Source organism: Roseimicrobium sp. ORNL1 (assembly GCF_011044495.1).
Classification (GTDB): Bacteria; Verrucomicrobiota; Verrucomicrobiia; order Verrucomicrobiales; family Verrucomicrobiaceae; genus Roseimicrobium.
Genome location: NZ_CP049143.1, coordinates 4,488,681 through 4,513,855 on the forward strand (window position 1 = coordinate 4,488,681; position 25,175 = coordinate 4,513,855).

The following is a 25,175-nucleotide window of genomic DNA, read 5'->3' on the forward strand; positions in this document are numbered from 1 at the left end:
GGGTTGGGTTCGTTGGTTAGGCAGGTATCGCATTTTGCGCGATCCTGGCTTTGCTTTTTGTCGACTAATCCGTGAACACTTTCTGTGTCGCAGTACCGTCGATGGCTGATTGTTCGCGATTGCGTGAAGCTGCGGCCGTAAGAAATTCCGAAGCAAGATACCTGCGGAGAGAGCGGAGCAGTCTCTGACAGCCATCCGCATTGTTGGCCGCGAATCAGTTCCGCAAGCCAGCAATGGCGAGCAAAAATTTTCGCCCTCTCCCCTTATGGCAATGCGACGTCTCACCCGCAATCTATTGCTCGGACTGACCACGTTCCTCGCGGTCGCCGTGGCTATAGGTTTTTACATCCACGAGAAAGAACACTCCCACACCCAGGCGGTCTCGCCATCGGGTGGAGGTGTTGCGATTCAGCGGGCCATTGAAAAGCTCGGTCCTGAGGGTGGAGAAATTCTACTCACGTCCGGTACCTACGAGTGTGCTACGCCCATCGTCATCCGCTCGAACTACATCACGCTGCGCGGCGCAGGTAATGCGACCATTCTGCGCTTGAAAGCAGGCGCGAACTGCCCGGTCATCATCATCGGGGATGAAGCGCCTACACCAAGGCGCGAGGTGAGCGGCATCCAACTCGCGGACCTCGCCATTGATGGTAATCGTTTGAAACAGGACGTGGAGTGCTGGGACGGCTCCTGCGACACAGGTGAGAAGACAGTGATCCGCAGCTGCGGCGTAGTCGTGCGCAAAGCAGTGGATGTCTCGCTGGAACGACTGAACATCCATGGCTGCCGCTCTGCGGGTGTGGTCACGGAAAAAGGATGCCGCAGGCTTACGGTTCGTGAGTTGAGCGCGAGCGACAATCACTTCGACGGTCTCGCCTGCTATGAGACTGAAGAGAGTCTTTTCGAGGGGCTTCACCTGCACCGCAACAACTGTGCCGGCATCTCCACGGACATCAAGTTCAACCGCAATCTCGTGTCCAATGTGATGCTCTCGAACAACGGCAAACAGGGCATCTTCATGCGCGACTCACGCAGCAATGTCTTCCTGGGTGTGGTGATCGTGGGAAGCGGCGAGCAAGGCGTCTTCATTGCGCAGAGCGACGCAGACCCAAAGACAGCGGTTGTCGGCAACAGTTTCACGGCACTCACCGTGAGCGGCTGCAAAGGTCCTGCCGTACGAGTGAATGACAAGTCGTGCACGAATAACGTGATGACTGGATGCCAGTTCATCGACAACGCAGACGGTCTTTCCGAGGTGACGTCAGGACTCGTGAGTATGCAGTCCGCTCTGACGGAGTGAGAAAGTTGGTCGTCCGCTGTTCCTTCGGTAGGCTGCATCGAGAAATGCAAAATGAGAAATGAAAGGTGAAAAATTCAAAGTGACTGAAGGGCATTCCATTTTGCATTTTTCACTTCTCACTTTGCATTGTTGGAGCAGACCAGACGGGTGCACGATCGTTTTCAAATCGATTGGGAAAGCCAAGCCGCTCGCCACTAACCGCCGAGGCCCGGCGGACTACTTTCTACGCACGAACATCAGCCACGCTCCCACGGCGAGCAGCACTGCATCCCGCACCAATGCCTCTACAATGGTGGTGGTCCCCTTCCCTCCTCCGAAGCAGCCGCATTCAACATCAAGCCCGCGCATCCACGCGGCGATCAATGCAACGGCAAACACCACGAGGGAGACATTCAAAATCAGAAGACCTCCACGGCGCAGCCAACCGGTGAGCACACACAGTCCGGCGAAGATCTCCAGCCACGGCAGCAACAGTGCGGTCCACGCGGCAAAGGGATCCGGCAGCAGGTGAAAGCTGCGGACATTCACCAGGAACTGCGCAGGGTCCTGCACTTTCACCACGCCAGCCCAGATGAAGACGCCGCCGAAAATCCAAGCGAGCACTTCATGTACCCAGCGCATGCCAGCCCCCTGCTTCATATCACGCAAACGCCGCCACAAACGCCGCATCCAGCGCCAGGTTCTCCTGCACGTTTGTATGCAAATTTGAGTGCAGTCGACGCAGTTCCTTGATACGACGGGAGACGGTCGCGGGCTCCCACCGCTGAGCGAGCACACCCGTAGCGGCGGCATGCTCCGGCAGATCGAGGCGACTCACTCCCACTTGATGGCGCAGCACATCACCGAGCCAGGCGAGCAGCAGTTCCATAAGGCCATCACGCTCCTGCCGGTAGCGAGCCTCTATGGCAGCCTTCGATTCTTCCTCGCGATCCTTCAGCCAGGCATTGTCCACGTCCGTGGTCTGCTTGTAGAATTTCTTCTCTTCATCAAACTGCGACTCCAACTCCTTGGTGAGGCGGTCTTCGATTTCCGTGAGGATGTCGTCGAACTCCTTCCGCAGCGCGAGGGCACCGGCGAGAGAGTCGGTGGGGCGATTCGCGAGATCGGTGAGCAGGCGCACCAGCTTCTGTTCCGGAGCGGAGAGTTGCCGCGTGTTTGCTTCCGGCAGCAGAGCGATCCGAATGACACGCGAGAGGGTGGTCTCCAGGAACTGCTCCGGCTGGGTGGAGAGCAGGAGGAAGAGCGTACGCGGCGGCGGCTCCTCCAGTGTGCGGAGGAATGCATTTTGCGTGGCCTGATTCATCCGCTCCGCATCCACGAAGACACAGAACCGATGCGCCGCGCCGGAGGTGGTGACGTACAGGAAGGGCTCCACCTGCTCACGGATGGTCTCGATGCGGATCTGACGCGACTTGCTCTCCGGCCGGAGAACCAGAGCTCCATGCGACTCCCAGCCTTCGAGATCAGGCCAGCGTTCTCCCGAGACGAGGTTGAGGGTTTTCACCGCAAATCCGGGTAAATCCGCCTCCTTGGGACCGGAAATCAGGTAGGCGTGACCCAGTCGCCCCTTGTCCTTGGCGCGGGCGAGGAATTGGAGAGCGACGTTGGCTTTGAAGGGCATACGATGATTTTGAGCGAGCGCCAGAGCACTGAAGCCAAGGCGCAAATGATGCTTTCCAATTTAGGAAACGCGTCCATGTTATACGCCCCCCTCAAATCCACAAGCGATGCATTCCTCCATGCAAGTCACCGCCGAGCAATTCCAGTTCGCGACCCGCGAGTCCAAGTCCAACATTGAGCAGGGTCTGGCATTGGCCCCGAAATTTGACGCAGACGGTCTCATCCCCGCCATCGCTTTGGACCACGAGACGAATGAGCCCCTCATGGTGGCCTACATGAATGCGGAGACGCTGAAGATGACGCTGGCCCTCGGTCAGGCGGTCTACTACAGCCGCAGCCGCAAGGAGATCTGGCACAAGGGAGCCACTTCCGGTGAATTCCAGGTGGTGAAGGAAATTCGCGTGGACTGCGATCAGGACGCCATCGTGCTCAAGGTGGAGCAACTGGGCGGCGGCTGCTGCCACACGAAGGCTCCGACCTGCTTCTACCGGAAGGTGGACATGGAGAACCTGCAGGAGGGGTTTGTGCCCCTCGTGCGGGATTAAGATTCTCCAAAGGAAGGCAGCTCAACTGCGAGGTGCCGTGCCGCTGATGGTGACCACGGTGCCGACATCCACGACGTCGTAGAGCGTCGCCGCCATGCCGCGAGGCAGGCGGATGCAGCCGTGCGAGGCTGGGTAGCCAGGATTCGGGATATTGCCGGCGTGCATGCCGATGCCATTGCCCGTCAGGCGCATCCAGTACGGCATTGAAGCACCTACGAAGCGACAGCCTGGAGGAATGCGGTCCACCCCAAGCGTGGCCTCTCCATCGACGACGTTGCCTTCGCTATCGACGATGATGCCATACTTGGAGGAGTTTTTCTGTTCCTTCTTCTCGCTGATGCGATAGGTGCCCTGCGGTGTCTGGAAACCGCCTCGACCGGAGGCCAGGTAGGTCCAGCCGGCCTGTTGGTCTCCTTTATAGATATAGGCCTTCTGTTCATTGAGTGCGATGCGCACCTTGGTGGGACCGCTTGCATCCGTGGCGCCGTGCCATTCATACAAGGTGGGCTGCAGGGTGGTGCCTGCCACGGGAGGCTTTCCTTGACTGCCCGTGTTGCTGGCACAGGAGGGCAGAAGGGTGGCGGCGGTGATCGTGAAGCACAAAAGTGCCAGACCACGCGCCATTCGAATCATGGGGGACGGATGGGCTTTCATGGTAGTGGTTTTCACCTGCCAAACGACAGGCGTTGTATGCCATAAGATTCGCTAATCACTTGCCAGATGGCGGTGTCATGGACGACATCTGAGACGCGTCATTCATCAACTCCACCTTATCTTTTACCTGTGAAAATCGTTCGCTTCCAAGACCCGCTCGACCTCATCCGCTTTGGTGTGCTCCACGATGATGGCAGCATCACACTACTCGAAGGAGAAATCTTTGGTGAGTTCCGCGATTCCAAAAATCGTGCGGATGTGAAAAAGCTTCTGGCTCCGATCGCACCGGTGAGCATTCCCTGCATTGGGCTGAACTATCGCCATCACGCCGCGGAGAGCAATGCGCCCATTCCGCAGCATCCCGTGCTCTTCCACAAGGCGGTGAGCGCGCTGCAACATCCGGGTGATCCCATCGACCTGCCCACGAAACTGGCGAGCCACCAGGTGGACTATGAATGCGAACTCGCCGTTGTCATTGGCAAGACCTGCAAGAACGTGAGCAAGGAAGATGCTCTGAGCCACGTGCTCGGCTACACCTGCGCGAACGACGTGAGCGCACGCGACTGGCAGAAGGATTGGGGTGGCAGTCAGTGGTGCCGTGGGAAAACTTTTGACACCTTCTGCCCGCTCGGTCCGAGCATCGTGACGAAGGATGAAATCCCGAATCCGAACGCGCTGCAGATCAAGACCATTGTGAATGGCGAAGTGCTCCAGGACTGGAACACGAGCGACATGATCTTCGACGTGCCCACTCTGATCGCGTTCCTCAGCGGCAGCACCACGCTTCTGCCTGGCACGGTGATCCTCACCGGCACTCCCCACGGGGTGGGCATGGCCCGCAAGCCGCCGCGCTGGCTGCAGGCGGGAGACAGCGTGACGATCTCCATCGAGGGCATCGGCGAGCTGACGAATCCCGTGCGACTGGAAGAGTAGCTGCAGTACAGCGCACGGTGTCAGGAGAAGGAAACTACCAGGCATCGACGCTGCGTGGTATAAAGAGGCATCATGAGTACCTCCTCCTGCACCGGCGGCTGCCTCTGTGGCGCCATTCGCTATGAAGGCACCGGCACGCCGTACAACATCACTCACTGCCATTGCCTGGATTGTCGTCGGGCCAATGCCGCACCGATGGTCACCTGGGCTTCCTTCGGCATTGATGACTTCCGTTTCATTCAGGGATCACCCAAGAAAGTCCACTGGGCGGGGCGTATCCGCAGCTTCTGCCCCGAGTGCGGCACGCAGCTTGCGTTCCTCTCCTCCGCGCTAGCCACGGAAGTGGATGTGACGGTGTGCAGCATGGACAATCCGGAGTTTATTACGCCCGCGGATCAGACGTGGGTGGAGGATCGATTGCCATGGCTGCATACGGTGGATGGCCTGCCTACCTATCCTCGGGAGCGATCCAGCCACACCAAGCCGTGAATCGATTTCATCAGGGCAACCGTATCCCACCTCTTACTCGCAGACTCACTCATGAAAGCCATCGCCCTCACCCAAGCCCTGCCTCTTGACGATCCCAAATGCTTCAGCGAGATCGAGCTCCCGACGCCAACTCCCGGGCCGCGCGACCTGCTGGTGCGCGTGCGTGCAGTGGGACTGAATCCTATCGACACCAAAGTGCGCAAGCGTCGCGCCCCGGATGCGACGAAGCCCACCATCCTCGGCTGGGATGCCGCGGGCGTGGTGGAGGCGGTAGGCAAGGAAGTCACCCGGTTCAAGGCAGGTGAGGAAGTCTGGTATGCGGGCGATGTGACCCGCGATGGCTGCAACGCACAATACCAATGCGTAGACGAGCGCATCGTGGCGCACAAACCCAAGCATCTGGATTTTGCCCAAGCGGCAGCCATGCCACTGACCACCATCACCGCGTGGGAGGGACTTTTTGATCGCATGGGCTTTTCTATTGAGCATCCCAAACTGAATGAAGGCAAGGGCGTGCTCATCATCGGTGGCGCCGGCGGTGTGGGTTCCATTGCCATTCAGCTCGCCGCGCGTGTGGCGGGACTCACCGTGGTGGCCACTGCTTCGCGTGAGAACTCGGCAGCGTGGTGTCGCGAGATGGGCGCCCAGCATGTGATCAATCACCAGAAGCCCCTGCTCGCCCAGCTCAAGGAGATTGGCGTAGGAGAAGTGGATGGCATCTACAACTGCGCCGATGTGGATACCTACTGGGCTGGCATGGCGGAGGCCATCCGCCCGCAGGGAAAAATCTGTGCCATCGTGGACAATCGTGAGCCGCTCAACCTCGCCCTGCTGAAGCCGAAGTGCGCCTCCTTCCACTGGGAATTCATGTTTGCCCGCCCGATGTACAAGACGCCAGACATGGAAGAGCAACATCGCCTGCTCACGCGTGTCGCCGTGCTCATGGACCAGGGCATTCTCACTACAACGCACCGTGAGACGCTTGGCCCGCTGACAGTCGAGAATCTTCGGAAGGCGCACCAGCAACAGGAAAGCGGCACCATGATGGGGAAGATGGCGCTGGTGGTGGAGTAGCCCACCTCAGCGCGCAGTCAGGTGACGGATCAGGAAGGATTCCATGGAGTCATCCTCCGTCACCGGACCGCCGGGATAGAGGAGTTGCAAGCTGACTCCTGTTGCCTTCGCGGGATCCTCCATGAGTGCGCCGAAGAGAGCCGAGTGCGCTGGGTCACTCTGAGCACTTCCCTTCTTCATGGAGCCAATCTGAGCCTGCCGCGGATAGTACAGCAGCAGCGGTGGATCCCCGGCGCTGAGATGATGCAACGGTGAGTATTCATCAATGAGCGGCTGCAACTCTGCGCGAGCCGCAAGGAGCGGCGGAAACGCATCTGGGCGTGACATGCCCGGCTTCTGCAGGCCGAAGGCGTGGCCGCCATAGTTGCTGCCAGGGATCCACTCCAGCATGAGCTGTGGATCCAGCGTGGTCTGTGCCGCCTTCACCGCGACAGCACTCAAGCGTGTGGATTTGCGGGCAATGGGATCACTCGCGTCGGCCTTTGCCAGATCGTCATGCAAGCCAAGCCACAACGCAGTGCAGCCACCGGCGGATACGCCCGTGGCTCCAATACGCTCTGGATCGAGCCCCCACTCCCCTGCCCTGTGCCTGAGAAGCTGAAGTGCGCGCGCAGCATCCTGCAGGGGCCACTGCACCGGCGGATGCACGCTTGCCGACTGCGCATCGCGAATGAAGCGGTAGTTCACCGAAGCCGTAGAAATGCCCGCATCGAGCAGGCGTTTCACATCGAGGTGCCGGTGGATGTCACTCTTGTCATCCGCGTTCCATCCACCTCCGTGGATATACACCACGAGCGGCGTGGGCTTCTCTGACCTCGCCAGCCACAGATCCAGTGTCTGTCGAAAGTGCGGACCATAGGGCACTTCCGCGTGTGTCGGCAGCAGGGCATGCGCCACATCACTCTTCAGGCTTGCGCGCACTTCCGCGGGTGGCAGCCAGCCAATGACCCGCTTCTCCGCGGGTTGATAGGCACAAGTGACAAAGTAGAGACTCATCGCTGCCGCCTTTGCGGGAGGTACGTGGACTTGCACCTGTGTCCAGCCATCTGCGGTCCATGCTTCATAACCATCCTCGCGACTCTCGGGCAAGGCCATGCCGTTCAATCGGACATCAAGCTTGCCGGGTTTCAACGTGGGCAGCCGCAATCGGAAACCGATGCCATGTTTCAGAGCCGGGATGCTTTCGGCATTCGGCTTCGTCATGGTGGTATCGAGGGCCACCTTGATCTCGGGTCCGTTCGCGAAGAACGTGTTCAACGCGACAGCCTGCTCCTCGCCTGTGAAAGGAGCGATGCGAGTCGCCAGAGTCTTGAGGTCGCCTTGCAGCGCCTGCTTCGCATCACGAGAAGTTGCACACACCAGCGTGGCGCGCCCCCATGTTTCCGGATACAAAAGGCCCATGCCCGCATGTTCCTGAGCTGGCCACAACTCTGCGCGGCTGGCTCGTCGCTCAGCGGCGTTGCGCCCCCACGTGGTGATGAATCGCCCTATCAAGGACTTCATTCGTCCCACGGGGTAGCCAGGTGCACGCTCGTCTTCCCACGTCATATTGCCCAACTGTAGAAGTCCGCGCATCCGCGCCACGGCACTTTCCTCCCAGGCGGTTTCCAGAGCCAGTATCATGGTATGATATTTGAAGTATCCGTACTGCGAGGTGTAAAAGAGCGGCTGTCCGCTCCACAACCTGCCTGCCTGCACCGCCACTTCCGGACCGGTGAGGGAACGCTGGGCATCCGCCTCGAAACGGTCCGAGGGGAAACCTGCCTCGCGACCCGCTGCAATCATCGCCTCTGTCACCCTCCAATCCCAAGGCCGGAGTGTGTAGTTCGAGTAAGCGGAGCCTGTCACCTCCGTCATCATCTGCCCCTGGTACAGCCGGCGCTGGCCAAGCTGCTCGGGCGAGTATTCCTGCAGACCGATGCCATGCAGATCGGCGTGCACCTCCGGCTGGTATTCATCTATAACGGAAAGAACGGCCGCAACCTCCGGCGCTGCCTCAGGATTCTTGAGCATCAGGCTGCGTGCATCCAGCGCCTTTCCCAGTGGACCAACTGAGGTATAGGGATCCACTCCTTTGGAATTACGAAACCGGTCGGTATGGAACAGTGCCATGGGATTGATGACAGGCATGAAGAGCACCACCTGACGGCGACGCGTCTCGGCCGCCTCTGGCGAATCGCCGAGCAGCCACTCCATAAGCGCGAAAGAGGCCGTGGTGCCGCTGTGCTCAGGGCCTGAGTGCAACGCCGTCACGAGGCATACTTGTTTATCCGCGTCAGACACAGCCGTGTCAGTCACCTTGGCCAGGTAAATGGCAAATCCCTCTGGCGACTCGCCTCGCTTCTGAAATGTGAATGTCTTGGGATACTTGGTCCGCCAATGCCGGAGCGTGGCTTCGTATTCATCCTGCGTGAGACGCGGTACCAGCGGATACTGCGCCTGCATCGCTGACTCAGACGATTTCTCTTCTTTTGGAGAAGTAGAAGGCGGCGCTGCTTGCGAAGCGCCAGTCATGAGAATACCAACAAACAGAGGCAGGAGTCGTTTCATGCGTGCGGTGAGGTCTGACAAATACGCCGCGCAGACGCCATTCTTCAGCAGGGGGCGTGGGACTTTCCATCTGCCAGACATCGCGCTTGAGCACTCGAGAGCCTTCCGTAACAGTGGAGCATGCTCAAAGTGTATACCTATTCGGGATGCTCCACCTGCAAGTCCGCCACCAAGTGGCTGAAGGCGAATGGCGTCACGTTCGATGAGAAACCCATCCGTGAAACACCACCCTCAGTCGCAGAACTCAAAGCCATGCTGAAAGCACGTGGCGATCTCAAACCGCTCTTCAACACCTCCGGCCAGGACTACCGCGCCATGGGTATCAAAGACAAGCTCGCGGACATGAGCGAGGCGGATGCACTGAAACTGCTCTCCGAGCACGGCAATCTGGTGAAGCGGCCTTTCGCACTCGACAAGGACGCCGGCGTGTTCCTCGTGGGCTTCAAGGAGGACGAGTGGCAGAAGGCGCTGAAGTAATCAGTGTTCAGACCCGTGGCTCAGGAATCGCTGAAATGCGCCGGAGGAACCGCATCCGAGCTTGCTTCGACCGTGGCGAGTGGGTAAGGAAGGGAGCAACACCCGCTTTCCCACCATGGCCGAGTTCATCCCCATTTCCATCGACGGCAACCCGCACGTCTACATCCAGAGCTCGCAGATTGTCTCCCTGACGGCAGGATACTCACCCGCACCGTCTGAGGATGGCAGCGAGGAAATCGAGTTCAACAACCCGCCGAGCGAAGATGACATCTTCACCCTTTCCATCGCCATGGCTGACGGGCAGACCTTTGACCTGCGCGGCTCTGTGGCGGAGGTGACGTATGATTTGCTTACCGGCCATCCGCGGCCAACGCGTGGGGAGATTTGAGGTAGTCTCGCAACGGTCAGCGTTGCCCCCTACCCTTTCATCGTCATCAGCGGCCTCAGTTCCGCCACCACGCGGGCGATGCCTGCCTGTTCCAAGGTGGAGATGATGGGAGCAATACCCTTGTACGCGTAGGGCGCTTCTTCCTTGAGCGCCTGCAGCTTCTTGTCCACGATGTCACGCCGAAGTGCGATATCGGGCCGACGGAGATCCACCGGTGTAACCACACGAAACTCCTTCATGAAGCGCTCGAACTCCGCGTCGAACCCATGCGCGGCATCGCCTCGCGAAAGAACACGACCTGCACCGTGACTGGCACTGTGCAGCGAGGCCTCCAGCCCCTGTCCCGCGAGGATAAAACTGCTCGCGCCCATGGAACCAGGTACGAGCACCGGCTCGCCGAAGCACTCGAACTCGGTGCCCGCCATGGCCTCATAACCACGCGCAGGGCAGGCGCCCTTGCGGTGAATCACACGGGCATCGGGTGCGTTTGATTCACGCCACAGAAGATTGTGAGGTGCATCATAGAGCAGCGGCAGGTCGAAATCGCCCAGCACCTCACGCATGCCGGCCCATGCCATCAGCGCGAGGAAGCAGCGGTTGGCGAAGGCGAAGTTCGCAGCGTTGTTCAGCGAGTTCCAGAATGCCTGCATCTCGGCACCATCTCCTTCGCCGTTCGGCAGGATAAAGATACCATTCTTCGGATGCGGCTGCGATGTGGGATGGAGCGCCTTCACACGTGAACGATAACGCTCGCCGGCGAGGTGCCCGATGGCATTCGAGCCCGTGTGCACCATGACGGTGACCATTCCGGGTTGCAGACCCCAGGCGTGTGCTGCCGCACCATCGTAAATCTTCTCCACGTACTGCAGCTCGACGAAGTGATTCCCGCCGCCGATGCTTCCCATGATTTGGTCGCGCACCGCTCGGTCTTCTGTACCGAGATAGTTTTCCAGCCCTTCGGTGCTGTCCGCGGGCAGGCTGCCACCGCCATCCACGCGCCCGAGATGCTTCTCCATCTGGCTCTCATGGAAATAGCGCCACAGCCCTTCGTTGCACGAGCGAGGGGTGCTGTTCAGCAGACCGCGCAGACCATCCTTCAGCAGGGCTTCACGCTGCACTCGGGTCATGGGAAGATTGCGCCCGCCCGCGAAGAAGATGTGGCGGAAGCGATCCTCCAGCGCATCGAGATTCTCCTTCACCACATCCGCCCTGAGCGTGGTGATGTGCACTCGCATGCCGCAGTTGATGTCATTGCCAATCGCCTGCGGCACCAGGAACCCGCGCGTGGCCAGCACGGTGCCCACGGGGATGCCCTTCGCCTTGTGAAAATCCGGCGTCACTGCGACTTTCTCAATCTCCGGTGGCACGGGAAACAGTTCCGGCGCGGCCTCAGCAAAAGACTCGGCCGTGCGCTGCAACTCCAGCATCTGCACGAGTTCATCCACCGCCGCGGTCTCAATCGGCACCTCAGCCGTGGCGAAGATGGTGGTGTCCACCCGCCCCTCGTTGGCCACTTCCAGCATGCACTCATTGACACGTGTCAGCCTCGTATCGCTGGACGCTCTTACCGACATACTCTGGATGCTCCTGGAACCATGGGGTGGGCATGATACTCACCATTGCAACAATAGCGAGATTTTTTTGTGCATTGGAATACAAATCCCGTTCTGCAAGAGGAGCGCACACGTGCGTCACCATCCCTCCACGCACTGCACCAGTCGCGGTTCCAGCGCGAGATCCAGCCACGTGAGCACTTCACCCAAGTCCTGCTCCGCCATGCCGGTGCAGCCTGCGGTCGGCTCGCCGGGTCCCGGCCAGCGATGCAGGAAAATGCACGAGCCTGCTTCGGGAATGCACTGCGGATTATGCGCCACGAAAGCGCCCCAGTGATAAAGCGAAGTGTAGCGCCTCATGGGCTGGTGTTCCTCGTCGCCCCAGTCGCGCTGGACCTTCGTCACATCCACCACCTGATTGTAGTAACGCGACTTTGGGTCCTCCACTCCGAAGATGTCCGGTGAGAGAAAGGTGTACGGCAGACGCAGATGGGCGGCCTCTTCTGGCGTGGCGATACCGAATGCAAAGGGAATTCGGAAGATGCCCGCAGGACTGCAGCCATCACCCTCGTGCTTGATGGGGAAACCTTCCGGCGGCGCGCCCGTGTGCTCGCCGATGCCCCACGCGAGCCCATTGCGGCCAAGGGTGACATCCATCGGGCCGCGATGCACTTTCAACGAGGACTCCGCGTCATCCCGCTCCATGAGCCAGAGCTGGGCCGTGATGGAATTCGTCTGCGGCGAGACCACCAGCATGATCTGACGGCACGCCGGCGGCAGGTCATTGGCGAAGCACTCGGGAAGACGCGATTCCGGACTCATGAGAGTACGCTCAAAGATCCACCCGGACAACGCCACCACCAGCACACCCGCCACGGCGCTGAGGATGAAGATGAGAGGGGTGCGCTCCGTCGGCATATCGCATGATAGTGACACAGGCCCGCCCCTGTTCCAAACCGATCCTTGTAACCAACCCGGAAATAAAGCCGTCTATGCAGGAGTAGCCCGCCTGCCGCGTGCACCGTATCCTATTGCATCACCGCCATAGCCCCCATGCGCCGATTTGCCTCCTGCCTTCTCCTCACTCTCTGCATTCAACTGGCTCTGGTCGCGCTTTCTGCCGCACAGTCCATCGATGGGTTGGTGACCTTCGGTGACAGCCTTTCAGACATGGGCAATCGGTCTGTGGAAACGAAAAAGCCCGGCATCAAGTTCCGTGAGAACTGGGTGAAGATCCTGGCAGATCCCGGCTTGCTAAATGTCCCGGACTTCAAGCCCTCCGGCATGTCCTACTACTACGGCGGCACGAACTACGCCGTGGGCGGAGCAACTACCGAGGTGACCGCGGCAATGAACAAGGACCGCAATCGCGGCCAGCATCTCACCCAGCAGATCTCCAAGCGCTACCTGAACCCCACCTTTAACAAGGATGGAGTGAAGAAGAATGCACTGCACGTGATCGTCATCGGCACGAATGACCTCATGCTCGCGTCCATTGGCATTGACCAACTTGCGACACAGTGGGCGAAGCTCGACACTGTCGGAGTGGCTGTTGCCAAAAGCACGGAATCACAAATCCAGGCACTCGCGAGCGCAGGCGTGCGACGCGTGATGTGGGGCGACCTTTTCGATGTGGCGCAAGCGCCCTCCGTGGTGAATCGTGCGAAGCCCTTCGGGGCCTCAGTGTCCGCCACGTATCTTGCCGCCATCACGCGCGCAGTAAATGCCCACAACACCGAGATGGATGCCGCCATTGCCCGACTGCAGAAGGCCAATCCCGGCCTCACCATCACTAAGCTGGATCTGCATTCCCGCTTTGCCGATGTAGCCAAGGATCCCTCCAAGTACGGCTTCACGGAAGTGACTAAGGGCGCGAATGACGACAAGCATCTCTTCTCCGCGGACGGCCTGCACCCCACCACGCAGGCGCACAAGATGCTAGCACAATATGCGTACGAAGTGCTGACCAAGTCCAAGCCGGTAGCCCAGCAGGGTGCGCAGTAGCTAGAAGCGGCTGGGGACACTTTCCCGCATTGCCCTCTCGCGGGCTTTCTGCCAGTCTGATGCCGCAAGCGTCACCTGCCATGCATACCATTGCCCGTTACCTGCTTCCTCTTCTGCTCCTCTCCGTCACGAGCATCGCGGAGGAGCCATTGTGGGTGGACATGGAACTTGATGAGCCGAGGTACGACTGGAGGCCTACTGAAATGCCCGGCCATCCGGACCACACGTTCAAGAAGGACCCCTGGACTTCCACCGCGCTGATGCTGGCCGAGCAAAAGATGGTGCCCCACGCTGGAAAGCCGTTCCGCATGGCAGACATGTTTAATGATAACTTCATGGATCGGATGCTACTCAAGGCGCTGGGTATTTCGGCAAGAGGTACCGCAAAAGTGGTTCTCTGTCCGGCAACTCCCGAATCAGGGGGCCTGGACATGGTGGTGGCAAAATACAAATCCGGTGTCGAATTCGAAATCCGAAGGTGCAAATTTGTGTGGGTACTCGTTCCGGCACAACCCATCAAGGACCTGGATGAATTGAAGGTGAAACTTGGCCTCAGCCTGACTCGCTATCCTGGCAGCATCGTGAAAAGCACGCTGCCACCCGAGGCCAGTTCTCTACGGGCTCAAATTGTCGGCGACGATCTACCGCCCTACCTGGCAGATGCCACCGTCCACGAGACACCAAAGGGACTCATCCTTGCAGGCTCACTCATTCTGGAACCACCGCAAATTCCCATTTCCCATCAGATAAGAGACAACCGCCAATGGTTCCCGCGGTAAGACCTCCTGGGTTTATTCATACGATATTCTCTGCCATGCACCGCCGTCATTTCCTGCATACCGCCCTGGCCTCCGCGCTCGCTTCCATTCCCGCCATCGCTGCGGGAGAACGCAAGCCGCGCATTGTGCTGCGTTCCTCCTGGCAGACGGTGAATATCGGCGACATCGGCCACACGCCGGGTGTGCTGGCCTTGATTGAAAAGCATCTGCCGGAAGTGGAGGTGATTCTGTGGCCCATGAATGTGGAGAATGGCGTGGAGGAGATGCTCCGGAAGCGCTTCCCCAAGCTCACCATTACCAAGGACAAGAGCGAAGTCTTCGTGTGCGATTTCCTGCTGCATGGATCGGGACCCTATCTCACCGCGCATCGCGATGTGGCCGAGTGGAAGCAGACGACTGGCAAGCCCTACGGCGTCTATGGCATCACCATGGCGGCGGCTGGTGACCCGGGACTGAAGATCATGCGCAACAACGGTCTCGATGACAACTGCCGTGCGCTGCTGGATACCGCGAGCTTTGTCTTTCTGCGCGACAGTTGCTCACTCAAAGTCGTGAAGGATGCGGGCGTGAAGAGTCCCATCATCGACTTCGGTCCCGACGGCGCCTTCGGCTGCGACCTGCGCAATGATGAAGCTGCGCTCGCCTTCATGAAGCAGCATGGTCTGGAGGAGGGCAAGTTCCTCTGTACCATTCCAAACCTGCGCAACGCGCCCTACTGGAAGGTGAAGAAGGGTTATGCCTTCGATGAGAACAAGCAGCGCCGGAATGATGAGATGAAAGACCACGATCACGTATTGCTGCGCGAGGCCATTATCGCCGTGACGCGGGAGACAGACATGAAGGTGCTCGTCTGTCCCGAAGACTCCACGCAGATGGAGGACGGCAAGCTACTCATCGTGGACCCACTCCCCAACGACGTGAAGGCTAAGGTTGTATGGCGGGAGAACTTCTGGCTCACCGATGAAGCCCTCAGCACCTATGTGCGCAGCGCCGGCCTCTTTGGCAATGAAATGCACAGCCCCATCATGTGCATCGGCAATGGCGTGCCCGCGATCGTCTGCCGTTTCGTGGAACAGACCACCAAGGGTTTCATGTGGGAAGACATCGGCCTCGGTGACTGGCTCTTTGATTTGGACAAGACCGAGGACCGCCTCCGCCTGCCGAGTACTGTATTGACCATGGCGAAGGATCCTGCGGCGGCGAAGGCGAAAGCAGCGAAGGCGCGTGAAACAGTGCAAGGGCACCAGAAGCGCACGATGGAAGTGCTGAGGAAGGCCGCTGGCGCTGGCGTTTGATCGGGACGATACCAGATCCGATGAAGCTGATCCTTGTACGCCACGGTGAAACGGAGTGGAATGTCCAGGGCCGTGAGATGGGTCAACTCGACAGCCCACTGACGGCGCGTGGTCTTCAACAAGCGGAGGCGCTCGCTGCGAGATTGAGCTCGTGTCGTTTACATTCACTCTACTGCAGCGACCTTGGCAGAGCTCTGCATACCGCGACACTCATTGCTGCGTCCTGTGGAGTAGAGAGCATCAAAGACGTGGCTCTGCGTGAGAGGCACATGGGGATTTTACAGGGACTTACCCCGACGGAAATGGCCAGCCAGCATCCGGAGGTTTACGCGGAGTATCGCCGGTCACCTCACACCTATGAGATACCCGAGGGCGAGAGTGGACAGCAGCGGCAGGATCGGAGCGTGAAGGCGCTCACGGAAATCGCCCAACGTCATCCCTCGCTAACCGTGGCCGTCGTCACACATGGTGGCTTCTTGATGGGATTCTTCGAGCACGTGCTCGGCATGACACCTGGCAATGGCTGGCGGTTCAAGAAGCAGAACGCAGCGTACAACTGTTTTGAGTTCACCAACGATCGATGGAGTCTGGTCACGTGGAATGACACGAGCCATCTAGATGCGCTCGGTTCGCTGGATGACGCAGCGGCTGGCAGTTCAACGTAGCTCGCGAGTCCCTTCGCGAGTTTTGACTCTTGAAATACACTCGCGCGGTGACTTCGCTCTGCGCGCTAGGAAGTCGGGTCTCCTGACCGGACAGCGTCCGGCGGGTTTTCCTACCCGCCAGAAGCGACGCAAAGTCGTTGATCCATTCACAACGTCTTCGCGCATTCATACCACTCGCACGACGGGTCCGGAGACCCATCGGACACTGTCCGGTCTGGAGACCCGACTTCCTTCTGAAGCGCTACCGCGAACTCCGAATCACTTCGCGTACTCCCTTCAGGTCACGCATCACGGGGCCCATGCTCCAGAGGATGAAGCCAGCCGTATTTCCACGGCGCGGGCCAATCTTCTTCTCCAGCTCAAGCTGTCGCGCGATCTCGCTCGCGGGCCACTTGTGACTGCCGCCCACGCGGTCCGCAGCGATGCTCGGGATGATGGGCACGCCACGAGGATTCGCCTGCGGACTGCGCCACCATTGCAGCAGCGCGGAGTAGCTCTGCGGGCCGGCATCTGCCCAGTAGAGCTGCGGGGAGAGATAGTCGATCCACCCCTCACGCATCCACACAAGCGGGTCGGAGTAGATTTCCATCACTTGATCGAGCTGTGCCTCCACCCCGGGAGGCACATTCGGCCGCCAGATGCCGAAGGGACTCACGCCAAATCTCCTGCCTCCGCCGGACACCACACCACTCAAATCGCGCACGAGGGAGTGCACGTTGTTGCGCCGCCAGTCTCCCCGGCTCTGGCCCTTGCCATACTTCGCAAAGGTCGCGTCGTCCGGAAACGTGCCACGCGGAATACCGCTGCCGGGATAGGGATAAAAATAGTCATCAATCACCACGCCGGCCACATCATAGCGACTCACGATGTCCTGCACCACGCGCACCACATGCTGGCGCACGGCGGGATCGCCAGGGTCCATCCAGAGCATGGAGCCCACGCGGCGCACGGCACCGGGCATGGTGTTGGTCACATGATTGCGAGCACGCGCCACCTTGCTGCTGGTCGCAGCGCGGTAGGGATTGATCCACGCATGAATCGCGATACCCTGTGCGCGCCCTTCCGCGATGAATGTAGCCAGTGGATCATACCCCGGATCCACACCCTGCGTGCCGGAAACAAAACGACTCCACGGCTCGATGCGCGAGCGGTACAGCGCATCCCCCTCCGGTCGCACCTGGACCATCAGGGTATTCAACCCACTCGCCGCCGCGGTGCTCACGATGCGGCGAATTTCCGCCTGCTGGGCTTCTGCGGAGAGACCAGCCGAGGAGGGGAAGTTCAGATTGTGCACCGAGGCGACCCAAGCGGCGCGCATTTCGGCACGGGCTGCGGTGGAGGGTAAGGTCGCAGCCACCGCGCAGAACAGCGTGGCAACAAGAGCGCGAAGAGGCCTGAGGAAGCTTGGGGGACGCATAGGAGGAAGAATGCAGCGCAGTGCCCAAGTATTCGCGGCTCCCAGGCATCCCGCCAGCACGACCTTGCAAAGAATGACGGAAAGGAGCGTGGCCTTTCCAGGCCGCCTCATCGCATCGCCCCTGATGTTGAAGTCCTGAGTAAGCTTGCGGATCAGTCACACAGCCACCCTGCGGCCTGGAAAGGCCGCGCTCCTTCCGCCACTCCCCACGAAAGTGCCAAGAAACACCATCTCCGAGCGCAATCCATGCCCAGCTTCCCTGCATGCTCCCCCGTTGCCAAGCGTATCTCTTTCTGCGAGACTGAACTGTAGCGGCAGGCCCGATTCCCGCTCTTCGCCACTGTCGCACCGCTCACCGTCGTACCGTCCCACCGATTTCATGTCCTCCCGCACGCCAGCCGAAACCGAATCCGACCCCGCCATCGCGCCAGCAGCCCCGACGCAGCCCTCTCCTGCTGAGGCCCTGCCGAATGCGCTGACGCCGGAGGAGCACACGGGCATTCGCGTCGGCTCGCCCTCGCATGCGGCGGCTGGGGTGCCGGCGGTGCTTTCCTCGCTGAATCACATCTTCTCCCAGGCAGGCGTCGTGCGCGGCACGCAGGCCATGCTGAAGCTGAACCAGAAGGGCGGCTTCGACTGCCCTTCCTGCGCGTGGCCGGACCCGGATGACCACCGTGCGCCCACCGAGTTCTGTGAGAATGGGGCCAAGGCCATCGCCGCCGAGACCACGCTGAAGCGCGTCACGCCCGAGTTCTTCGCGCAGAACAGCGTGAATGAACTCGCGGAGCAGTCCGACTACTGGCTGGAGCAGCAGGGCCGCCTCACCCAGCCCATGCTGCTGGAGGCAGGCGAGGGCTCCACGCATTACAAGCCCGTCTCTTGGGACCAGGCCTTCAACATCATGGCGGCAGAGCTGAACAAGCTCGCCTCGCCGGATGAGGCCGTCTTCTACACCAGCGGACGCGCCAGCAATGAGGCCGCGTTCCTCTACCAGCTCTTCGTACGCCAGTATGGCACGAACAATCTGCCCGACTGCTCAAACATGTGCCACGAGTCCAGCGGCTCCGCACTGAAGGAAACCCTCGGCGTGGGCAAGGGCACCGTGAAGCTCGCCGACTTCGACAAGGCGGACACCATCATCGTGGTCGGCCAGAATCCTGGCACGAACCATCCGCGCATGCTCAGCGCCCTGCAGAGCGCCGTGCGCCACGGGGGGAAGGTCATTTCTGTGAACCCGCTCATCGAGGCGGGCCTGCTGGGCTTCAAGCATCCGCAGGAAGTCGTCGGCATGATGGGCCTCGCCACGAAGCTCACCAGTCAGTACATCCAGGTGCGCATCAATGGAGACATGGCCCTCTTCCGCGGCATCGCAAAGGCGCTGCTCGGCATGGAAAGGGAAAACCCAGGCAAGGTGCTGGACCAAAGCTTCATCAAGGACCGCACCACCGGCTACGAAGCCTATCGCAAGCTGGTGGAGGCCACCAAGTGGGACGAAATCGAAAAGCACAGCGGCATCGAGCGCGCGGAGATCAAGAAGGCGGCACAGCAGATTGCGTCCGGCTCACGGAAAATCATCTCCTGCTGGGCCATGGGACTCACGCAGCACCGCAATGCCGTGGCCACCATCCAGGAAGTCGTGCATGTGCACCTCATGCTCGGCGCCGTGGCACGCGAGGGCGCAGGCCTCTGCCCCGTGCGCGGCCACAGCAATGTGCAGGGCGACCGCACCATGGGCATCTTCGAAAAGATGCCGGACTCCTTCCTGGATAAGCTCGGCGAAGTCTTCAGCTTTTCGCCGCCGCGTCATCATGGCTGGGATGTCTGCATGTCCATCAAGGCCATGCACGAGGGCCAGGGAAAGTTTTTCCTCGGCCTCGGTGGGAACTTTCTCTCCGCCACCCCGGACACGGAGTTCACCGCCGCCGCGCTGCGGAACTGCAATCTCACCGCGCACATCTCGACCAAGCTGAACCGCAGCCACCTCATCACCGGGAAACGCGCCCTCATCCTCCCCTGCCTCGGCCGCTCGGAAGTGGACCTGCAGAATGGCATGGAGCAGTTCGTCACCGTGGAGAATTCCATGGGCATCGTGCACATGAGCCAGGGCCGCCTCACGCCGCCCAGCGACCAGTGCCTGAGCGAGACCGCCATCGTCGCCCGCCTCGCCGAGGCCACCTTGAAAGGCCGCAGCACCGTGCCCTGGCGCGAGCTGTATGGAAACTACGATCTCATCCGCGACAAGGTGGAGGCCGTAATCCCCGGCTTTGAGAACTTCAACGAACGCGTGCGCACCCCCGGCGGCTTCTATTTGTACAACGCCGCCCGCGAAGGAGTCTTCAACACACCCACCGGAAACGGACGCGCCGTCTTCACGGCCCATCCCCTCTCCTCACTGGAAGCCGCCCCCGGCCAGTTGGTCCTCCAGACCTTCCGCAGCCACGACCAATTCAACACCACCGTCTACGGCCTGCACGACCGCTACCGCGGCATCAGCAACGAACGCCGCATCATCTTCCTGAATCCGGATGACATGAAGTCCCGCGGCATCGGCCCTGTGAAGCCCGTGGACATCACCAGCCATTGGAACGGCGAAACCCGAGTCGCGCGAAACTTTTTGGCGATCCCGTATGATATCCCCGCAGGGACGGCGGCGGCCTATTTTCCGGAGGCGAATGTGCTCGTGCCTGTGGATAGCGTGGCGGAGGTGAGTAATACGCCGACGTCGAAGGGGGTGTTGGTGACGGTGGAGAGGGTGTGAGCCGACGTTGGATCTGCCCCGTCCTTCTCATGAGGCAAGTCCGCGTCCCGCTTGACGTAGCCATCAGCCAATGTAGTACATGGCATCGAGGCAAACCTCTGCATCCAGCCAAGAATTGTCCTAATGAAGAAGCTTCATATTGATCTCGAAAACTGCTACGGCATCAAAAAGTTGAAGGCCGACTTTGATTTCTCGGCAAACGGCAGAGTTTTCACCATCTATGCTCCAAACGGTGTGATGAAAACATCACTCGCCAACACCTTTGGAGACCTTGCGAAAGGCGAACAATCGTCAGACCGTATCTGGCCACAAAAAGCCACGAAAAGGATTATCACTGATGAAACCGGCGCCGAACTACCGAAGGAGGCCGTATTTGTCATTGAACCATACAATGAAGCTTACAGGTCCGATCGCTTGTCCACATTGCTCGTCAATGAGACCCTTCGGAGGAGATACCTCGAGGTTCACGCGATCATCGATGAGAAAACTGAATTGTTAGTCGATGCGCTCAAACCAAGAACTGGCCTCAAAAGCTCCATTAAGGAGAGCCTCGCTGTTTCAATCACTCATGATCGCAACGACTTCTTCCGCGCACTCGTACGAATCAAAGAGGAAGTTCTTGAGGGCACCGATTCAACTCTCGGCGATGTAGTTTATTCAGACATCTTCAATCCCAAGGTCGAAGCAATTCTCAACGATCCTGAGTTCCGCAACTCAGTTGAAAACTACGTTAAAAAGTATGACGAACTTTTGACGAGATCGACCTTTTTCAGAAAGGGCGTCTTTACCCACAACAACGCTGCCGACGTCGCGAAGGCTTTGAGTGCCAACGGCTTTTTCAAGGCAGATCACTCCGTATACTTACGCGTTGACGGGGAAAAGAAAGAAGTAAGCACTCTTACGGAGCTCGAAAAAGCCATTCAGTCTGAAAAAGATAGAATTCTTACCGACGAAAAGCTTAAGAACGCCTTCGAGAAAATTGACAAACAGCTCACCAAGAATGTTGAACTCAAGAAGTTCAGAGCATGCTTGGAGCAGCATCCGGCAATAGTAGCGGAACTCTCAAATCCAGAGAGGTTAAAACAGAAGCTCTGGGTCGCATATCTCATCAAAGCCAAAGAACAGTTTGAAGAAGTGCTTCGCGTTTACAATGAGGGAAAGGCAAAAATCGCAGAAATTGTGGAGGAGGCTGGCAATGAAAGAACTCGCTGGGCACAAGTCATTCATATTTTTAACGAGCGGTTTTCAGTTCCCTTTGTCGTGCGAATGGACAATCAGGTTGATGTCATTTTAAAAAGTGTTGCACCAGTTATCTCATTTGATTTTTTAGATGACTCTGACGACAGGGACTCTGAATCCGTTGGCGTTGAAGAAGGCGTCCTTCGGCAGGTGCTGAGCAATGGCGAGAAACGAGCCTTATATCTACTCAACATCATTTTCGAAGTTGAAGCTCGAAGAACCTCTGGGCAAGAAACCCTATTCATTGTTGATGATATAGCGGATTCATTCGATTATAAGAACAAGTACGCAATTGTAGAGTATCTCAAAGAGGTGAGCGAAGACGCCAATTTCTCCCAACTCATCTTTAGCCACAATTTCGATTTCTACCGCACAGTCTCCGGAAGGCTTGCATTGAAGCGCAATAGCCGCATGCTAGCAAGCAAAGCAAATGGCGGCGTGGAGCTGCAGGCTGAAAAATATCAGAAATCGCCATTTGCCCATTGGCGACAGAATCTCGACAAAAATGATTCAATGCTGATTGCCGCAATCCCCTTTCTCAGGAATTTGGCTGAATATTCGGGCGACGACCCGAACTTCGACACGTTGACATCCTTGCTCCACCTCAAAAGTGATACTCAGGCGATAACCAAGTCTACGCTGGAGGGTATAGTTAAGAATATTCTCAAAGACTGTAGCACGCTACAACTGCTACCGCCAAACAAACCCATTCTGGAGCTAATACATGATGTCGCAGATATACTTTCCAACGATCCAAACGAAGTTCCCCAGCTAGAAGACAAGGTTGTACTATCAATGGCAATTCGGCTGAAGGCTGAAGAGTTCATGATTAGAAAAATCAATGATCCCATTTTTGTCCAGGCCATTACAGCCAACCAAACCATCGCACTCATCAAGCGATTCAAGAACAACTTTCCAACTGAGCGTGACAATATTCAGCTCGTTGAGCAGGTGAACTTGATGACACCCGAGAACATTCACCTCAACTCGTTCATGTACGAGCCCATCCTCGATTTGTCTGCCGGTCATTTGAAGAAGCTATACGGAAAAGTTAAGGCGATGAATTGATGCTCCCAGGACGTGGCGGTGTGCTGCAAGGCAAACTACTCCGCCTACGCCGAAGGCGTTGCACATCGTCCAGCCCAGGGTAAGCACGCGAAGCGGGCGCCACCCTGGGTTTGGTGGAGAAATCTATTGAACTCTGAAAGAGTTCCACAAAGAGTCGGCTCACAATGTCCCAATCCATCAGCCGCGATTTCCAGCATTTCGTGTTCTCCACGAAGGAGCGTGCCACCTTCCTCACGGATGCCTCGTTCCGGCACGAGACGCATGCGTACATGGCCGGAGCGTGTGAGAACATGGAGTCACCGCCGGTGGTCATCGGCGGGGTGGCGGATCATGTGCATGTGTTTTGCCGGTTGTCCAAGAACCTGTCCCAAGCGGCGTTCGTGCGGGATTTGAAACGCGAGACCACCAAGTGGATCAAGACCACCAACCGGAGCCTCCGGGATTTCCGGTGGCAGGCGGGTTATGGGGCGTTTTCCGTAAGCCCGTCGCATATCGATGCGCTTGCCAAATACATCCGGAATCAGGAGGAGCATCACCGGAAGGTCGGATTCCAGGACGAGTTCCGCCGATTGTGCAAAAAGTACGGCGCGGAGTTGGATGAGAGGTACGCGTGGGATTGATGCGGGTGGACGCCCGGGAAAGCAACGCAACGATGCCAGTCAATGGCAGCCGTTTGTGGAACACCTACGGCGTTCAAGTTTCATTATCAGCTACCCAAGGTGGCGCTTGCTCCGCAAGCTGACCTTGGGCTGGACAATGTGCAACGCCTTCGGCGTAGGAGCTTCCTTTGGTTATGATGCTGGGGAGATGGTGAATCAGGGATTCGGCCACGGTTCGCGCTGAGGGCAGCGTGAGCCACTTTGGCAAAGCCTCGTCTCTCCCGCCAAGACCCATCGCCATCTTCACAACAGTATTACCAGCTCAAACCGTACGACACCCCCGTATCGAAGCTCCTACACCGAAGGTGTTGAACATTGTCCAGCCTGGGGTCAGTCCGCGAAGCGGACGCCACCCCAGGTGGTTGCGGAAGAAGCTTGAACGCCGAAGGTGTTCCACAAAATCGTAACCGTCACGCTGCGAGATGACATTTGCCAAAAGCACCGCCACGCCACGTGGTCCTTTGTTCCCTCACGGCACTACGTCCTTCGCGTTGCCCTGCACGCCCAACACCTCACTCGGCACGTCCGTGCACAAAATGTTCGCGCCCATCATCACAGCCAAATCCGCGTCGGCTTTGCTTTTGATAGGCCAGAGGGAGACTTGAAGGCCGGCGTCTTTGACTTCGCGGGCCATCTTTCGTGAGGTGGCGTCGAGGGAGACGGAGAGGCGGCCGCTGCCGATGGCTTTGGCTTCGGCGATGAGTTCGGGTGTGGGGAAGGTGCTGGTGAGGAGACCGGTGAGGACGTCGGGCTGGAGGCGCTTCATGGTGGTGAGGGAGCGCTTGTCGAAGGAGGTGAAGTGGTAGGTGCCGGCTGGGAGGAGCTTGCGCGTGGCTTCATCCACGAGGCGGCAGTAGATGGCGAGGCGGTCTTCGGTGTAGACCTTTTCCTCCTTGGTCTTCAACTCGAGGAGGAGCAGGACCTCGGGCTTGTCCTTGAAGTAGGTGAAGAGGTCGGTGACTGAGGGCACGGGGACGCCGCTGCGGGTGGTGCGCAGGGCCTGGATCTCGGCGAGGGTGAGGTCTTCGATTTTGCCTTTGCCGTTCGTGGTGCGGGCGGTGTCGGCGTCGTGCATGAGGACGAGGTGGTTGTCCTTGGTGAGGCGGATGTCCACCTCGAAGCCGCGGATACCTTTGTCGTAGCTGTGCTTGCAGCCTTCGACGGTGTTTTCATCGAACTCGAATCCTGCACCGCGATGGGCGATGACGCGGACGCCCTGGTAGAGGCCGGTGGTGGGAACGGGCTCGGAGGCGCGGGCCGTGAGGTGGCTGGCTGCCAGGGTGAGGAGGGAGAGGAAGGCGAGGCGGAGCATGCGGGGAACGGAGGCGTGGAGCTTGGGGCGTGAGGCTTGAGATGAATGCCTGAGAAGAACGTGGTGGGAGGTGGAGTTGAATCAGGGGAGTTGGGAGGATTTGGGGGAGACGGGATGGAGGGCCGGAGCCACGGCAGGCGGGGCGGGCTGCATTGGATTCAACACAGAGACGCGGAGACGCAGAGGAACTTCGGAGACTGAGGTGAACGGAGCGAGTGGTACCCAAGGAGCGGCGACTTCAGTCGCCGTTTGGGGTATTGGGTTTTGGGCTGGGCACGTTTTAGGACGGTGCCAGCGGATGTGCGCGCATAAAGCTCCAAGCTCCAAGCTCCAAGCTCCAAGCTCCAAGCTCCCAATCAGCGACTGAAGTCGCCGCTCCTTGGTGAATGCGGCGCG

22 protein-coding genes are annotated in these 25,175 nt (G+C 58.9%); 14 read left to right on the forward strand and 8 right to left on the reverse strand.

All coding sequences use genetic code 11. The features are described 5' to 3' along the window. Positions 1–271 precede the first annotated feature (271 nt). A complete protein-coding gene (locus G5S37_RS18210) occupies positions 272–1,300 on the forward strand; it encodes a right-handed parallel beta-helix repeat-containing protein (RefSeq protein ID WP_165205881.1) in 1,029 nt (342 codons plus the stop codon). A gap of 216 nt (positions 1,301–1,516) precedes the next feature. Here the strand turns inward: G5S37_RS18210 and G5S37_RS18215 are convergent, their stop codons facing one another. Both G5S37_RS18215 and G5S37_RS18220 read right to left on the reverse strand, forming a co-directional pair. After that, the gene (locus tag G5S37_RS18215) at positions 1,517–1,921 is read right to left on the reverse strand and encodes a MauE/DoxX family redox-associated membrane protein (RefSeq protein WP_165205882.1); all 405 of its coding nucleotides are present in this window, start codon (positions 1,919–1,921) and stop codon (positions 1,517–1,519) included. 19 nt (positions 1,922–1,940) lie between these two features. Next, the gene (locus tag G5S37_RS18220) at positions 1,941–2,921 is read right to left on the reverse strand and encodes a DNA polymerase III subunit (protein WP_165205883.1); all 981 of its coding nucleotides are present in this window, start codon (positions 2,919–2,921) and stop codon (positions 1,941–1,943) included. A gap of 118 nt (positions 2,922–3,039) precedes the next feature. Here G5S37_RS18220 and hisI point away from each other — a divergent pair, with 118 nt between their 5' ends. Beyond that, a complete protein-coding gene (gene hisI / locus G5S37_RS18225; protein ID WP_165205884.1) occupies positions 3,040–3,465 on the forward strand; it encodes a phosphoribosyl-AMP cyclohydrolase in 426 nt (141 codons plus the stop codon). A 21-nt stretch (positions 3,466–3,486) separates the two neighbouring features. Here hisI and G5S37_RS18230 read toward each other — a convergent pair whose 3' ends face one another. Then, on the reverse strand, positions 3,487–4,119 hold the full coding sequence (locus tag G5S37_RS18230) for a L,D-transpeptidase family protein (protein WP_165205885.1): 633 nt from the start codon (positions 4,117–4,119) through the stop codon (positions 3,487–3,489). 129 nt (positions 4,120–4,248) lie between these two features. On the opposite strand from G5S37_RS18230, the gene G5S37_RS18235 reads away from it, so the two are divergent. The 3 genes from G5S37_RS18235 (at position 4,249) to G5S37_RS18245 (ending at position 6,615) form a co-directional block, all read left to right on the forward strand. Then, positions 4,249–5,052 (forward strand): fumarylacetoacetate hydrolase family protein, encoded by an 804-nt coding sequence (locus G5S37_RS18235; RefSeq protein ID WP_165205886.1) that lies wholly within the window; start codon positions 4,249–4,251, stop codon positions 5,050–5,052. 72 nt (positions 5,053–5,124) lie between these two features. Continuing rightward, the gene (locus G5S37_RS18240) at positions 5,125–5,541 is read left to right on the forward strand and encodes a GFA family protein (protein WP_165205887.1); all 417 of its coding nucleotides are present in this window, start codon (positions 5,125–5,127) and stop codon (positions 5,539–5,541) included. Positions 5,542–5,592: 51 nt separating this feature from the next. After that, entirely contained in the window at positions 5,593–6,615 is a 1,023-nt protein-coding gene (locus G5S37_RS18245; protein ID WP_165205888.1) for a zinc-binding alcohol dehydrogenase family protein, read from the forward strand. Between the two features lie 6 nt (positions 6,616–6,621). Here G5S37_RS18245 and G5S37_RS18250 read toward each other — a convergent pair whose 3' ends face one another. Next, positions 6,622–9,165, reverse strand: coding sequence for a M14 family zinc carboxypeptidase (locus G5S37_RS18250; RefSeq protein ID WP_165205889.1), 2,544 nt, complete (start codon positions 9,163–9,165; stop codon positions 6,622–6,624). A gap of 120 nt (positions 9,166–9,285) precedes the next feature. Between G5S37_RS18250 and G5S37_RS18255 the strand changes: the two genes are divergently transcribed. Then, the gene (locus tag G5S37_RS18255) at positions 9,286–9,642 is read left to right on the forward strand and encodes an arsenate reductase family protein (protein WP_165205890.1); all 357 of its coding nucleotides are present in this window, start codon (positions 9,286–9,288) and stop codon (positions 9,640–9,642) included. 115 nt (positions 9,643–9,757) lie between these two features. Further along, positions 9,758–10,030 (forward strand): hypothetical protein, encoded by a 273-nt coding sequence (locus G5S37_RS18260; protein WP_165205891.1) that lies wholly within the window; start codon positions 9,758–9,760, stop codon positions 10,028–10,030. Positions 10,031–10,059: 29 nt separating this feature from the next. On the opposite strand, the gene G5S37_RS18265 is transcribed toward G5S37_RS18260, so the two are convergent. Both G5S37_RS18265 and G5S37_RS18270 read right to left on the reverse strand, forming a co-directional pair. Continuing rightward, positions 10,060–11,553 (reverse strand): RtcB family protein, encoded by a 1,494-nt coding sequence (locus G5S37_RS18265; RefSeq protein ID WP_165205892.1) that lies wholly within the window; start codon positions 11,551–11,553, stop codon positions 10,060–10,062. A 168-nt stretch (positions 11,554–11,721) separates the two neighbouring features. Further along, the gene (locus G5S37_RS18270; protein ID WP_165205893.1) at positions 11,722–12,501 is read right to left on the reverse strand and encodes a L,D-transpeptidase family protein; all 780 of its coding nucleotides are present in this window, start codon (positions 12,499–12,501) and stop codon (positions 11,722–11,724) included. Between the two features lie 135 nt (positions 12,502–12,636). Between G5S37_RS18270 and G5S37_RS18275 the strand changes: the two genes are divergently transcribed. The 4 genes from G5S37_RS18275 (at position 12,637) to G5S37_RS18290 (ending at position 16,326) form a co-directional block, all read left to right on the forward strand. Next, positions 12,637–13,587, forward strand: a complete 951-nt coding sequence (locus G5S37_RS18275) for an SGNH/GDSL hydrolase family protein (protein ID WP_165205894.1) — start codon at positions 12,637–12,639, stop codon at positions 13,585–13,587. 161 nt (positions 13,588–13,748) lie between these two features. After that, positions 13,749–14,366: a hypothetical protein gene (locus G5S37_RS18280; RefSeq protein WP_165205895.1), complete on the forward strand. Its 618-nt coding sequence runs from the start codon at positions 13,749–13,751 to the stop codon at positions 14,364–14,366. A gap of 35 nt (positions 14,367–14,401) precedes the next feature. Then, positions 14,402–15,661: a polysaccharide pyruvyl transferase family protein gene (locus tag G5S37_RS18285; RefSeq protein ID WP_165205896.1), complete on the forward strand. Its 1,260-nt coding sequence runs from the start codon at positions 14,402–14,404 to the stop codon at positions 15,659–15,661. 20 nt (positions 15,662–15,681) lie between these two features. After that, positions 15,682–16,326, forward strand: coding sequence for a histidine phosphatase family protein (locus G5S37_RS18290; protein ID WP_165205897.1), 645 nt, complete (start codon positions 15,682–15,684; stop codon positions 16,324–16,326). 241 nt (positions 16,327–16,567) lie between these two features. Here the strand turns inward: G5S37_RS18290 and G5S37_RS18295 are convergent, their stop codons facing one another. Beyond that, complete coding sequence (locus tag G5S37_RS18295; protein ID WP_206026045.1) at positions 16,568–17,644, reverse strand: family 10 glycosylhydrolase; 1,077 nt, start codon at positions 17,642–17,644, stop codon at positions 16,568–16,570. Positions 17,645–18,122: 478 nt separating this feature from the next. Here G5S37_RS18295 and G5S37_RS18300 point away from each other — a divergent pair, with 478 nt between their 5' ends. From G5S37_RS18300 to G5S37_RS18310, 3 genes are all read left to right on the forward strand, one after another. Continuing rightward, entirely contained in the window at positions 18,123–20,501 is a 2,379-nt protein-coding gene (locus tag G5S37_RS18300) for an FdhF/YdeP family oxidoreductase (RefSeq protein ID WP_165205899.1), read from the forward strand. 123 nt (positions 20,502–20,624) lie between these two features. Next, positions 20,625–22,808, forward strand: a complete 2,184-nt coding sequence (locus tag G5S37_RS18305; protein ID WP_165205900.1) for a hypothetical protein — start codon at positions 20,625–20,627, stop codon at positions 22,806–22,808. A gap of 164 nt (positions 22,809–22,972) precedes the next feature. Next, positions 22,973–23,428 (forward strand): transposase, encoded by a 456-nt coding sequence (locus G5S37_RS18310; RefSeq protein WP_165205901.1) that lies wholly within the window; start codon positions 22,973–22,975, stop codon positions 23,426–23,428. Positions 23,429–23,936: 508 nt separating this feature from the next. Here G5S37_RS18310 and G5S37_RS18315 read toward each other — a convergent pair. After that, positions 23,937–24,779 carry a glycerophosphodiester phosphodiesterase family protein gene (locus G5S37_RS18315; RefSeq protein ID WP_165205902.1) on the reverse strand — a complete coding sequence of 281 codons (843 nt, stop codon included), beginning with the start codon at positions 24,777–24,779 and terminating at the stop codon, positions 23,937–23,939. Positions 24,780–25,175 lie beyond the last annotated feature (396 nt).